The 12,712-nt window shown below is 54.4% G+C and carries 15 protein-coding genes; 4 read left to right on the top strand and 11 right to left on the bottom strand.

The window, feature by feature from the left end; translation table 11 throughout:
• Positions 1–87: 87 nt before the first annotated feature.
• The 3 genes from HK23_RS03940 to HK23_RS03930 are packed head-to-tail and all read right to left on the bottom strand — an operon-like array spanning position 88 to position 1,273.
• Positions 88–636 carry a hypothetical protein gene (locus HK23_RS03940; protein WP_086652941.1) on the bottom strand — a complete coding sequence of 183 codons (549 nt, stop codon included), beginning with the start codon at positions 634–636 and terminating at the stop codon, positions 88–90.
• Positions 633–950 carry a hypothetical protein gene (locus tag HK23_RS03935; RefSeq protein ID WP_086652940.1) on the bottom strand — a complete coding sequence of 106 codons (318 nt, stop codon included), beginning with the start codon at positions 948–950 and terminating at the stop codon, positions 633–635. Before HK23_RS03935 ends, HK23_RS03940 begins: the two co-directional genes overlap by 4 nt.
• The gene (locus tag HK23_RS03930; protein WP_256940063.1) at positions 947–1,273 is read right to left on the bottom strand and encodes a cell wall hydrolase; all 327 of its coding nucleotides are present in this window, start codon (positions 1,271–1,273) and stop codon (positions 947–949) included. Before HK23_RS03930 ends, HK23_RS03935 begins: the two co-directional genes overlap by 4 nt.
• Here HK23_RS03930 and HK23_RS14710 point away from each other — a divergent pair.
• Positions 1,208–1,369 carry a hypothetical protein gene (locus HK23_RS14710; protein WP_256940064.1) on the top strand — a complete coding sequence of 54 codons (162 nt, stop codon included), beginning with the start codon at positions 1,208–1,210 and terminating at the stop codon, positions 1,367–1,369. The genes HK23_RS03930 and HK23_RS14710 overlap by 66 nt on opposite strands.
• An 8-nt stretch (positions 1,370–1,377) precedes the next feature.
• On the opposite strand, the gene HK23_RS03925 is transcribed toward HK23_RS14710, so the two are convergent.
• The 6 genes from HK23_RS03925 to HK23_RS03900 form a co-directional block, all read right to left on the bottom strand.
• Complete coding sequence (locus HK23_RS03925) at positions 1,378–1,884, bottom strand: hypothetical protein (protein ID WP_086652938.1); 507 nt, start codon at positions 1,882–1,884, stop codon at positions 1,378–1,380.
• Positions 1,885–1,951: 67 nt separating this feature from the next.
• On the bottom strand, positions 1,952–3,337 hold the full coding sequence (locus HK23_RS03920) for a CotH kinase family protein (RefSeq protein WP_256940054.1): 1,386 nt from the start codon (positions 3,335–3,337) through the stop codon (positions 1,952–1,954).
• Positions 3,330–3,740, bottom strand: coding sequence for a hypothetical protein (locus tag HK23_RS03915; RefSeq protein ID WP_086652937.1), 411 nt, complete (start codon positions 3,738–3,740; stop codon positions 3,330–3,332). Before HK23_RS03915 ends, HK23_RS03920 begins: the two co-directional genes overlap by 8 nt.
• Positions 3,740–4,813, bottom strand: coding sequence for a tail fiber domain-containing protein (locus HK23_RS14205; RefSeq protein ID WP_143217472.1), 1,074 nt, complete (start codon positions 4,811–4,813; stop codon positions 3,740–3,742). The genes HK23_RS03915 and HK23_RS14205 overlap by 1 nt, the downstream gene beginning before the upstream one ends.
• 6 nt (positions 4,814–4,819) lie before the next feature.
• On the bottom strand, positions 4,820–5,116 hold the full coding sequence (locus HK23_RS03905; RefSeq protein WP_143217471.1) for a hypothetical protein: 297 nt from the start codon (positions 5,114–5,116) through the stop codon (positions 4,820–4,822).
• A gap of 121 nt (positions 5,117–5,237) precedes the next feature.
• Positions 5,238–7,502 carry a TonB-dependent receptor gene (locus tag HK23_RS03900; protein WP_373270306.1) on the bottom strand — a complete coding sequence of 755 codons (2,265 nt, stop codon included), beginning with the start codon at positions 7,500–7,502 and terminating at the stop codon, positions 5,238–5,240.
• A gap of 132 nt (positions 7,503–7,634) precedes the next feature.
• On the opposite strand from HK23_RS03900, the gene HK23_RS03895 reads away from it, so the two are divergent.
• The 3 genes from HK23_RS03895 to HK23_RS03885 are packed head-to-tail and all read left to right on the top strand — an operon-like array spanning position 7,635 to position 9,748.
• Positions 7,635–7,967, top strand: coding sequence for a hypothetical protein (locus HK23_RS03895; RefSeq protein WP_143217470.1), 333 nt, complete (start codon positions 7,635–7,637; stop codon positions 7,965–7,967).
• A 15-nt stretch (positions 7,968–7,982) separates the two neighbouring features.
• The gene (locus HK23_RS03890) at positions 7,983–9,458 is read left to right on the top strand and encodes a PepSY-associated TM helix domain-containing protein (RefSeq protein WP_086652933.1); all 1,476 of its coding nucleotides are present in this window, start codon (positions 7,983–7,985) and stop codon (positions 9,456–9,458) included.
• Positions 9,455–9,748, top strand: a complete 294-nt coding sequence (locus HK23_RS03885; RefSeq protein ID WP_086652932.1) for a hypothetical protein — start codon at positions 9,455–9,457, stop codon at positions 9,746–9,748. The genes HK23_RS03890 and HK23_RS03885 overlap by 4 nt, the downstream gene beginning before the upstream one ends.
• A 51-nt stretch (positions 9,749–9,799) precedes the next feature.
• Here HK23_RS03885 and HK23_RS03880 read toward each other — a convergent pair whose 3' ends face one another.
• Together HK23_RS03880 and HK23_RS03875 are read right to left on the bottom strand one after the other, a co-directional pair.
• Positions 9,800–11,488, bottom strand: a complete 1,689-nt coding sequence (locus tag HK23_RS03880) for a S10 family peptidase (protein WP_373270303.1) — start codon at positions 11,486–11,488, stop codon at positions 9,800–9,802.
• 111 nt (positions 11,489–11,599) lie between these two features.
• Positions 11,600–12,499 carry an N-acetylmuramoyl-L-alanine amidase family protein gene (locus HK23_RS03875; RefSeq protein ID WP_086652979.1) on the bottom strand — a complete coding sequence of 300 codons (900 nt, stop codon included), beginning with the start codon at positions 12,497–12,499 and terminating at the stop codon, positions 11,600–11,602.
• Positions 12,500–12,712: the final 213 nt, after the last annotated feature.

Genomic DNA, 12,712 nt, shown 5'->3' with positions numbered 1-12,712 from the left:
GTTTCTTCCATAACAGCAACATCGCGAGACCAGATCCCAACACCAACGTAGTGAGGCTACCCAGGATCAGGCCACACTCAAAGCCTGTCATTGCACTGCCAGCACAGAGAGTGCTGTTGCCTCCTGTTCATCTGTGACGTTTGTCATGTTGATACCAAGAACTCCTTCAAACGCATCAATCACGGTCTGCAGCGCGTTAAAGGTGATAATAGCTGTATTGATCACGGTGTTGGTCACAGTCTGCTGAGCCGCCACCAACCCGGCCCGGAGTGCCAGGGCAACATTGTTGAGATCCACCAGCAGCGTATCAATGCGCGTTTTGAAACTGGTGTTGTCGTAGCTGACTGTCAGACTCCCATTCGTCTCACTGGCCAACGCAGAGAATGCAGTGGACAAAGCGCCCCCTGCCGCCTCAATAACGGCCACAGCCGGAGCCCCCATAGCGGTGGACACGGCCGTTATGCTGAGAATTGTTGTGACAGCATTGATACCGGCCTGTGCGTAGGCTTTGACCCTTGCCGTGTTAAGCGTAAGCGCTGTCATTTTGCCACTTGTCGTAACTGTGCAAGCCGTGAGTGTGCCACCAGCAGCCATAAGGCTAGCAGAGCGAAGGAAATTACGACGGGACTGGATCATGAATGTTTGTCCTGCCCGGTAGGTGAGTCTTGCGCAGGCAGCCCCTGAGAGACCTCAACCCGCGCCCCAATATGATTGACAGCCCAGCCAATGTTTAGGCCAATGGCGGAAACAACCTGATAGGGAATCATCCATTTGCTGCCCGCTTGCGGGGGCTGGATTGCCGCAGTGACACCTCCACAGATGATGATCACCCCGGAGATGACCGAACTCCACGGTTCCGGAATTTCTGAAAACAAAAGGGGCACCACCGTAGTGATGCCCCCAATCTTGGCCGCATTAACCGCAAAGGCGCTTTGCGTGCTGTTTGTCACGTCCCATCTCCTCTCAGGCCAACACGATAAAATCTGTGATAGCCAATAGTGCATTTATAAAAGCGATCTTGCGCCCAACGGGGTCGCTGACCACGCCAGTCATAATAGTGGTCCGCTGCGCCAGTCAGGTCAGGCAGGCAGCCCTTCACAAGGCAGCTAGCCAGAGCCAGAGCCTCACGAAACTGCATGTCTGAATCAGTCACTGTCAGAAGTTTTTCTCTGTTTGGATCATTTGTATTCCAACAGGAAAACTGGGCATGAGCCTGACATACCCCGGCGATATCATGCCCCCACCAGCCCGGATGTGTCGCCCTGTTGCCGATGACGTTCAGAACCGCCTGCATGCCACGCTTTCCCTCCCCCCGCGCCTCGCCCCAGGCCGTGCGAGCCGCTGCCTGCGCGAAGTCAGTGATTGGTAATGTCGATGTCATGATTTTTCCCAATTTCGGGGAGCCAGCGCATACACAGTGTCTTGCTGTTGGGGTTGCGGCGCAGGAACTGGAAGGGGGTGGCGGTGCAGGAACCCGACATTGCCAAACAGGTAGTTATCCCACGTTTGGCTGGAAAGAACGGTGCCACCTGCTGCCGCAGCAATGGTGCAAATAATCCCAATGATTACTGATCGTGTTCGCCAACGGCGCAGGTTTTCTTCAGAAAGCCGGTTCTGGTTTTCTTGCGCACCTGTAAGTTTTGCGAGTTGGGTAACGAGATCAAACACCCGCACTTCCAGACGGCTTATTCCGGCTGTGGTCGCCACAGTGCGCGCATTCTCTTCTGCCCGCATCGTCGCAAGGTCCTTGCTGATACCGTCCAGCTTTCCATCCGTCGCGTCCTGCCGACGCTCAACGGCAGCGAGACGAATTTCATGACCGCCAATAATTTCGCGCAGATCACCATCAGTCGCGACACTTATGCCGCTCTGTTCTTCAGTCATAGGTTTTCCGGATACAAAAAAACCGCCCACACGGCGGTATGTTTTATGCGTATGGGCAGTCAGTTTGTTAGCTGCTATAGCCCCACTGCGCATCAATCCATGCGATGCGCGTTGCCGCGTATTGCATGATATACGCAACTGACCATTTCCCTCCCGCCTGCATTGCGGCAGGAGCGCCAGTCGCAATATCGAGCGGCCAGTTTACAATATCCTGCACCATTGACGCCGGGTCGATCAGATCAACCTGACGCTTGATCGCTGCATTGATATTCTGTGAGGAAATAATGCTTGCATCCCGCAATTCACGCCAACGTGCCCGTAGTTCCGGCAGGAACACGGTATGCGCCAGATTAAAAAAGCCCGGATCCTGATCTGCTTTACCACCCTTTTTAGTAACCCATCCAATTTGATCCGCATCGGATTGGATGCCAGTCAGGAAGAAAACCAGCCCCCACGTTTCGTCTTCATCATAGGGCCAGAAATACCAGAGACCGCTAGATGCGGTAGCATCCCAGCTGCCGAGTTCAAAGTTATTCTGCATGCTGTCAAACGACCCTGACAGCTCGCAAACCAGCACATAATCCAAGAACGAGATCAGATCCAAATACTGCCTATACGTGGCTCTCGCGTCAGTCGTGCCGTTGTTACATGCCCCCATCCAACCGATAATCCGCTGGCAAGCTGCATTGATATCAGGGGAGGATGTCGAAATATCGTCCTGATCATCGTAGCCGCTGATCGCAGGAGACTGTACGGACCATTCTGTGGAATGGAACGTACCGTCCCATAACCCGTTGGCATGCTGGGGTTGGATCAGGATATGCTGATTATTGCTAGCATCCATCAGGTAGTCATTAACGTCAGCAGGGCTGCGCAGCACGTAAAGGCCCAGAAAATCGCCATTCTGCCAGACTTCAACAGGGAAACCTGCCGTGCAGAAGAGGGCAGACGTATGCGTGCCTAAATCTGTAGCATCCCAATAGCGATAGGCTGACTGAGGGGCCAGAAGACCGGCAGGATAGCTATGCACCTGACGCCAGATATCCGTTGTCAGGCTGTCGCGCACGAGCGTCCTGTCTGTCCCGTAAGCCTTCAGCGTGACGCTGCTCATCGGGAACCAGTCACCAATTTTAACAGACAGCTTATTGCCGGTCACTGCATTGCGCAGCTTCAGCTTCCAGTTATGTTTATCTGCGTTTGCGCTGCTCTGCCCCTGCACCTGCCACGTTCCCGATGCCGAGAACAAAGGAAGGTTCCCGTTGAAAACAGACACCGAAACGGACGGCGTGGTTGCCGGCGTGGGCAGATCGCCCTCAATCAGAATACGCCAAGGCTGTGACGGCGCGGGAACCGTAACGTAATCCCACTGCTCCGCAATATTGTTAACGCCACGCTGTACCAGTCCACCATTATCGGTGTAGCCGGTGGTCGGCGTTGGATAGGATTTAGCCAAAGATCCGTCTCCCGTAATAGCGACTGTCACCATCGAACATAATTTCGGCACAGGTCACTTTGCCGGACCGACTGTCCACAAACGGCATGCCGTCGGGCCAGATAACATTCGCTGGCCATGTGACCACACAGTTGCCATCAGGAGGCTGAATGAGCAGCACACGCATGATCTGAATTTGCCCTTGCTCTCCACCAGAGAGAAACAGAGAGCATGCGACATCCAGCATGATACGATAACCGTTATCGCCAGACCTCGCATAAGACAGGACGCAGGTAGCACCGGGGCTGATAATGGCTGTCATGGGCGTGCCGCTGGTAACGGCGTCTACCAGTTGCGCTCCGGAGAGCGTGTCTCCACGCGCTCCGGTTGCGACCCCCAACGAGAAATCCAGCAGGGTGGACATCAGGAAGCGCTCCCTGATGTCGTTGCGTTAGCCTTAGCTTCCAGAGCAACGATCCGCGATTCTAATGCGCTCTGCTGTTGCGCCTGATACCAGATCAGCAGCGCGTAAATCTGGTCGTAACGTAGCATCAGGCGGTAAACAGCATCACCTTTTTCGTCCGTTTCTTGGGTGCCCGTCCTGGTAGTGACTGCCGTCCCGTCGGCCAGCTTCTCACCTGTGGGGACATCCTTCACCGTGTAAACCGGGCTTTTTGTGATAAGCGCATATTTTGACGGGTCTAACCCCGCCTTAACGATAGCCGCCCACACGTCTTGGGCTGAATAGCCAAAATGTATCCGTGCTTCAGCAGCTCCCTTGGCTGCAATAGCATCGTTCAGTTTGTAACCAATCGTGGCAACACTGGAGATCGCTTTGGCCAGCGTTGCAGCCTCAGCGAAGTTGTCCGCCCCGACCTGCCCCATAAGGGTCTTTTGCGTCATGTCGGATGTAACCTGCACGGCAGTTTTAGAATAAATGTTTGCCCATGCATGATCAGCAGAACCAAGGCTTGCTCCACCGTCTGTGTCAGGGTGGAGAGTGTCAGCATTATAAGCTATCCAAGCCTTACCGTTGTTCGCCCATGTATTAATTGTTACGCCAATAGGAGAACCACCAGATGGAGTTACTGACTGCTGAATACGAATCACCTGACAGGCTGTATCTACTGCTGTAGACCCGTCAGAGTTTAAGACATACCCTCCAAGGTTGATCCAACTATTTCCGCCCACGTTTGGGGGGGTGCAAAACTGGCCATTTTTGTCTAGTTTAGGAACCCCATTCGCCGCCATGAAAGATGTCTGCGGAATGTATGTTGTTCCTAAGTTTGACACGGCAGTTTGGGCGGCTTCTGCGTCATAAGATGCCTTTTCGGCATCTTCTTTTACACCAGAAACGTCAGTCTGCACTGTGATCAGAGCTGATGCAGTGCTCGCAACAGACGTTCCCAATGCTGCAAGTGTCTGGCTAGTTTTTCCTCCATCCGTGGACAGGATGCAAGCAGACAGGTCAAGATTAGCTGGTGCGCCATAAGTCATGAAGAATCACTCCGAAGCGGCGCAAAGAACGCCGACATTATTGATAGTATTGGGGTAGTAGGTGGTGCCGTCCGTCAGGATCACACCTGTCGTGGGATCAACTGACAGACCGGCAGGCAGCGTGGCCGAACCGGCCATATAGACGCCTCCGTTAAGAGTGACGTCTGCAGGAAGCGTGCCGACTGTATCGGCCATCAGCACAGCGCCGCTCTGGTCGATGAAATACGTTCCTGTCGGCAACTGATCCTCAGTGGCCAGCAAGCCCGACGACGTGTTGCCGCTTGTAGATTGTGCGTCTTGCATTGGTTTGTCCGGAAAAAAGAAAAGCCACCCGGAAGGGTGGCTTTGTAAAAACGGACCAAAAGAGAAATTCTCTTTATCCCCGATGTTATCCAGACTTAAGCATGACCACGCGGGCAGGCAATTACAGATCCGTGGTGAAGGAGAACTTGAAAGTTCTGGGCAGGCCTTGCAGCAAATAACCATTAAACGCTGAGGCCCAGTAACGGGTGTTGGCAATATTATCGACGCCAAACCGTAAAGTCAGAGGTTTGTGCGCCACCGCAAACGTATAGCGCGCGCCCAGATCAAACCGGGTCCAGACTGGCAGATGCGCCGTATTAGCCGTGTTCACCCACTGTTTGCCAGTATTTTCGACCCGGCCAACCAGTGTCGCGCCACGCAGGAACGGCAGGTCATATTCCAGATTTCCGTTGATGGTATAATTCGGAATCCCAATAGCCGTATGGCCATTATCCAGCCCCTGTGCCGTACGGCGCAAATCAGCATCAATCAGCGTGGCACCACCGTTAAACCGCAGGCCGGGTAAAATCTGACCATTTACACTTAATTCTGCCCCCCGGTTCCGCTGCAATCCATTTTCCCGGAAAATGAAAGAGCCGTTGTTGCCATACGGTTCGGTGTAAGAATTGGGCTGGGAGATCTGATAAAATGCCAGTGTCGTTGTGAAGCGTCCGGTATCGTATTTAGCACCGACTTCATACTGCACACTTTTGAAAGGTGGGAAAATCTGCCCGAGATTAACCAGATTGGTGCCACTCGCCGTCGGCCCCTGCGATAGCCCTTCAATTCGATTGAAGTAAATAGACGTGCGTCGGGTTGGATGCACCACAAGACCGACAACCGGCGTGATGGCATCCTCACTATAATGCGACGTACGGGAGCCATCCGTATAGGCATTATATCCGTTGATCAGCATATTCTGGTAACGGAAACCAGCTGTGAGCGCGACGCGCCCCTGCCAGAAAGACATCGTATCTGAAAAGAACAAACTATAGAGCTGCGTACGGCTGGTTGGCAGCGGGTTATCCAGATTGCCGCCAGTCCAGTTTTCTGTCGGGGCCGGAACTGCCGCAGTATTATAAAGGTTTGTATCGAAGGAGCTAAGGGCCATGGAATAAGCCGTCCGGCTTTCTTCCCACAAGGCAGACCCACCGGCATTTATTTCATGTTTAACGGGCCCGGTATCAAAATGGGCACGCACGCCGCCGCGTGTGCTTTCATTTGTCTGTGCATAGGGCACATACATAGCCCCGGCTGTGGCGGCTCCGGTCTGGGAATTATTGACCGTCAGAGTGGAGTAATTGCCTTTCTCGTCACTCCCAAGGCCACCAAAAGCACCATAAAGTGTGACATGTTTTGATAAATCATGCTCGATATTAAGCATGCCAAAAATGTAATTCAGATCATTATACGTCCAGCGCTGGCCGTAATTATGAGAAGCATTGGGCACACGCGGCACACCTGTTGCATCTGCACCGAGGAACACCCCCGGACGTCCGCCATTTACGCCCTGATTCTGGTAGTTCATGTCCAGAGAAATGCGTGTTTTGTCATCATGCCAGTCAAAATCTGCGCCCAGCGCGACAGAGTGGCGGCGTTCATGATCAATAGACGTCTGACCAGACAGGCCCGCAACATTCAACCGCAGACCATATGCTTTGTCCTGCCCAAAACGCCGCCCCACATCCAGACTACCGCCGCCAACACCCTGACTGGCGTAATCCCCCGTCACACGGGTAATCGGCGTATTCTGGGCGTGTTTGAACATCAGGTTAATGTTCCCCCCAATAGCCGTCCCACTGGGCGCTGCACCATTCAGGAACGCACTGGCACCATTAAGCACCTGAACCTGATCATACAGCTGGGGAGACAAAAGCTGCCGGGGCGTGATGCCATAAAGACCGTTAATGGCAACGTCATCCCCATACACAGGAAAACCCCGGATAACGAAAATTTCCGAGAAATTGCCATAGCCATAAGTGGTGCGTACGGATGGGTCATTTTCCAGAACCTCGCCCAGCGTCTGGGATTGCTGGTTAAGGATCAGGCTGGAGGTATAACTCCGAATATTGAAGGGTACATCCAGCCCCTTTTTGGTCCCTAATGCGCCAAGCTGCCCACCGCTGATGACCTCCATCTGGTTGCGACGTCGGGCCGTGACCAGCAGACTTTCATCTTTCTGGGACTGTGTCGCGGGCGTCTCCGTTTTTGGAGTCTTTTTAACTGGCGCGACCTTACCCGTTAGCGTTGCCGTTTTCTGTGGCGCAGTTGCCTCCTGTTGTGCAGCAAAGGCACCCCCATTGAAGACCGCAACAGTTGCCAGCAAGAACGCAGTCCGCCCGACACAGTGCAGTGAATGAAGGACCGGCAGGCGATCACGCATCATCATGATTAATCCAAAATTAGAGACTGACCGCGCCTCCATAAGCGCAATTAAGAGACATTCGCAATATTATTTTACGAGTTCCTCTTATGTCCGGGGTTTACAGCCGTCGCGTGACTACTTAGCAACATGAGAATGAGTCGCACAAAAAACCTTGGTATGACGGCACCGTCTGCCCTGTCTGCCTCAAAGAAAAATCAGAAGCGACAGGCTGTTCTTCGGCGGCTTGGTTTGCTGGCTGTTGTCTGTGCGCTCTCTTTTCTGACAGCCCATCTGATCATGCTGGATGCGCAGCGGCTCCCGTTTGAGGACATGCGACTGAAAACCGATCTGGGCGGCATGGTGATTGCGGCTCTTTTCCCTATTCTTGTGCTGGTGGGGTTTGCCGGACGTCGCCACGGGTGGGGACTTATCCTTGGTCTCGTGGCCTGCGGTTCAGCAGTCCTCGCTGGTATTTTTCCGTTCTGATGAGAAAGACGACCCATGCGTGAAACACTTCGGGTGCATATGGGGTGGCTCCATAGCTGGGTAGGCTTTCTGGCCGGATTGCTGCTGGCCTGTATTTTCGCATCCGGCACACTGGCCGTGTTTGATACGGAAATCACCCAATGGATGCAGCCCGAAGTCCCGCTGAGGCAAGGAACGTCCCTCACGCCCACAGCCTTGCAGGCCGCCGCGCAGGCCGTTCAGGCTGAAGAGGAGAACGGGCTTTCCGCGTTCCTCACACTCCCCTCGCAGCGTGACCCCGTTTTGCGTGTTCTGCATTATGATGGGTATGAGTTTGTCGGCACCGCGCTGCATTCGGAAACAGGGGCCGTCTTCCCCGCCCGCGAGACGGCAGCTGGCCAGTTTTTCTATAATTTCCATTTCTCGCTACGGGGTGGAAATCAGCCCGGTGTGCAGATTGTCACTTTTCTGGGGCTTTGCCTGCTGGTGGCTGTCGGCTCCGGGCTTGTCATTCACATCAGGGCACTTTGGCCTGACCTCATTCTGTTCCGCCCTTTTGGAGCACGACCGCGCGCCTGGGTAGACGCCCATCTGATTGCAGGCGTGCTGTTCCTGCCGTTCATTCTGTTCATGGGCTATACTGGCACCGCAATCCATGCGCGGGCGCTACTTCCCGTCGAGCCGTTTTTCCCCTTTCACACAGCAGCCAAGCCCAAGAAGGAAAAGACCGCCCCTAAAGGGCACGTTTTGCAGGCTGGCCCCTTACCTCCGCCGCTTCTCCCCTTGATTGCACAGGCCCGGGATATTTTGGGAAGCCCTGAGGGCAATCTCGTTCTGTTTACGCCGAATGAAGTGCGCATTTTCAAAAGTGATGCGTTCGGCCCGTTTTTGACCAGAGATCATGTCGATTTCAGCCGGAAGGATGGACACGCCCTTCGCTCTGTCACGCAAAGCCCTCCGGCTGTTGCGACCATGCAGCTTGTACGGGGGCTGCACTATGCCAGATATGCCCCCCTCCCTTTGCGCTGGCTGTATTTTCTCTCCGGGCTGGCAGCGACCAGCTTAGCCGCAAGCGGGCTGATTGTGTTTCTCATGAAACGTCGCCGCTCATCGGGTGAACAGTTTTTCTTCCGGCTGGCTGAAGCGCTGACCATGACAACGGTTGTGGGCTTTCCCGCTGCAACCCTCGGGATTTTCTGGGCCAATCGTTGTCTGCCCGTCGCGCTCTCCGGGCGCGCGATGATCGAAATTGATCTCTTCTTTGCTGTATGGGGTCTGTGCGCTGCGCATGCACTGCTTCTCACTTTGACGCGCCATGCTGCCCTGGGCTGGCGTCAGCAACTTGGCCTGTTGGCTGGAGCCGGATGTGGGCTTCCACTGTTAGATCTGATCTCGCGGTCGCATGCGTGGGGACAAGGCGCCAGCATCTTCATGGCGTCGGATACGCTGGCATTTCTCGCAGGCCTGATCGCACTCTGTGCATTACTCAAGTTACGGGAACCTGCTGCATGACCTTCCTGCTTGTACTGGCTTTGTGGAGTGCTGCCTTCTGGTGCCACGAATGTTTGCAGCCCAGAACACGCAATATTTTCCCCCGGCAGACCGGTGCCGTGTCTGTTAACCAGATTATTCGCGCGTTGGCACCCTGCCTTGCGCTGCCCCTCTGCCTGTTTCAGGACCCGGCTTTGGGCATTTTTTACTGGCTCGGTCTCGGCTCGGCTGCGGGACTTGGCACTAGCGTGCTGATGGCTGTGCTAAAACAGAAACGGGGACTTGCCCAAATGAGCAAGCCCCCGTTTTAAAACCTGAGCCGGACACGGGAAACTTCTCGCACCCGACCCCGAATTTTCTCGTTATTTTGTCGCCGGAGCAGGAGCGCCGTGCGTCTGTGTAATGAACTTTGCGACGTTATCATGCAGCTGCGTCAGAGATTTCTCGTTCGCATAGACCATATGGCCGGATTCATACTGCACAATCTGAATATTGTTGCTCAGTTCTCGGGAAATGGGCAGATGCTTCATTTCATAAATCCCCTCGAAATACGGGGTTCCGAGGTCATAATAGCCCTGATTAAGCATCACTTTCAGAGCAGGGTTATGCTTCATGGCGGAGGCCAGATCCGGCAGCACATTGACCGCACCGTGGATCGGGAAATCCGTATTAGGCTGCTTGTGTGAGAAATCCCATTTCATGATAGCATCAGAGAAGAATTTGTATTCCTGATACCCATCGCCAAAGGCGGGGGAATTACCATAATGCAGCGTATTGCGGGCGTAATCGTTAAAAGCCGCAATATAAGCAGAGGACATGGCGGAAGACTGAGGGTCGTAATAGGAGAACTGGGACAGCTTATCCATGGTTGGGCCAGAAAAGCGGCTATCAAGACGACCTGTATCCAGATCTTTATCGCCCAGCAGGGTTTTTTCAAATTCCCCACCATTGATCCGCAGGTCGGCCTTTTTAATGTAGTCTACCGGCAGGCCTGTATAGTCATGCAGCTTCTGGGCTGTGGCATCACGCTGCGCGTCAGAAATGGCGTTACCTTCCTGCAGAGCCGCGGTGTAGTCGGTCAGCGCAAAATGCTCGACTTCTTTCAGAAATGTTTTGAGGTCCTGATGCTCGGCAGGCAGACGTTTGTGATACCACGCGGTGGCGGCATAGCTCGGCAGAGCCAGCACATAGGGCTGATCCATTGACGGGTTCATCGCGACCCCATCAATGTCATTGTCATAATTCATGATCTGCGAAAGCAGAATCACGCCGTTCAGATCGATACCTTTATCGTCAGCCAGCTTGTTCGCCACAATCGCGGAACGCGTTGTGCCGTAGCTTTCCCCAAACAGATATTTGGGAGAGTTGTAACGGCCGAAGCGGGAGAGGAACTGGGCAATGAAGTCGGTAAAGGCACCCGCATCCGGGTCTGTGCCCCAGAACGCCTTTTCCTTATCCTTGCCGATCAGACGGCCATAGCCGGTGCCGGGGGCATCAATAAAGACCAGATCGGACACGTCCAGCAGGCTGTCATTGTTATTCACAATAGCGTAGGGCGCGGCGGGAGTATGGGTATCGTCCGCCGTCACAACGCGTTTCGGGCCAAACGCGCCCATATGCAGCCATACGCTGGAGGAGCCGGGGCCACCATTATAGACAAACGTGATGGGCCTATTTTCCGGGCGCACACCCTTCTTGAAATAAGCAACGTAATAAATGGACGCTGCAGCGTCTGGCTGTTTCTTCTCTTTATCCTTGTCCGCATCGGGCAGTTCGGAATCATCCCAGTCGCCCTTATGGACAATCAGGGTGCCGGACACAGCTTCGTAATCAATATGTGCCCCATGCACGGTGACAGACCCGCTGGAGGTCACGCTCTGCGGTTTACCCAGAAAATCTTCCACGCTGACTTTCTGTTTTGCTGCATCAGCCGCCTGATGGGTGTCTTCCGCCAAAGCACTCGGCTGGACAACCGCATTGGCACCTGCTGCCAGCACAGAAACCGTGGCCAGCAATCCGAACAGTTTCAAACCTGTCTGTTTTTTCCGCACGAGAAATCATCCTGTCAGACTATGTTATAATATAGCCTGAATATCAGGAAGCGTTGCATTCGACCAGTCTGTTTACACTTAGTAACAAACAACCCAACCAAAGTGCCTGACTTACCCGGCCAGCCCGACCCCTGCGGAGGCGAAATAGCGATTAACGGCGGTACACATAGCCCCGGCCACCATGGCCCGGTGCCCGGCCTGCCTCAGCGCAGCTTCATCCATGCGGTTGGACATAAAACCCATTTCAACCAAAACGGACGGGATCTGCGCCGATTTCAGCACCGCAAACGCGGCGTGCCGGTGAGGATGCGACAACAAATTAATGCGAGACTGAAAAGACGCCACAACAGCGCTGGCCATATGAGCAGACCCGCGCCGCGCCTCTTCTGTCACCAGACTGGCCAGAATCTGCTGTACTTCAGGCGATGTGCCTTGCACCAGAGGACCGCCATACCGGTCTGCGCTGTTTTCTGTTTTTGCGAGATCCGCTGTCTGACTGTCTGACGCCCCGTGGGAGTGGGTATACACACTGGCTCCGCGCACACCGGCATTATGCAGGGCATCAGCATGCATAGAGATAAAGAGAGACGCGCCATGCTGCTGGGCCAGTTCCACACGCCCATCCAACGGCACGAAATGATCGCTGGTGCGTGTCATGGCGACACGATAACGGCCTGTAGCCAGAAGCTGCTGACGCAATTCTGTCGCTGCGGCTTCCGCCACATGTTTCTCGTAGGTACCGGTATAGCCAATGGCGCCGGGATCTTTCCCCCCATGACCGGGGTCCAGCATCACCAGCGGCAAAGCAGGCCGGGCTTTCCCCACAATAGCGGGTGCGTGCAGGGTCTGCCCGACAGGATGGCGCGCCGTGCCTGCCGCCTGCGCCTGTGTGCTGAACAAGCCGGTGGTCAGGAGTCCGGCGCCGGTTATCAGAACGCTACGCCGGTTAAGGGAATTCTGTGCGGAAGGGAGAGCATATAATCCGGCTGTGCGGGCGGACCGCTCGGCCATCAGAAAAAAACCGGGTGTTTTTTCGGATTCTGACGTCATGACGAGGCTCACACTTCTCTAATTGGGGCGATCCTGCACACAGATAATGTCGAAACCGTGTCAAGGCCAGAGAGATACAAAACAGTTATACCGAATGGCTTGCGGTTTGTTGCTGTTTGGGTCATGGTCGGCAAGCATGGCTCAAGGCAGGATTGCCCGTCATGCATCCTGTTT

Source organism: Acetobacter malorum, from assembly GCF_002153605.1.
Taxonomy (GTDB): domain Bacteria; phylum Pseudomonadota; class Alphaproteobacteria; order Acetobacterales; family Acetobacteraceae; genus Acetobacter; species Acetobacter malorum_A.
The sequence above is the reverse complement of the archived record's forward strand: the minus strand, read 5'-3'. Positions and strand labels throughout refer to the sequence as shown.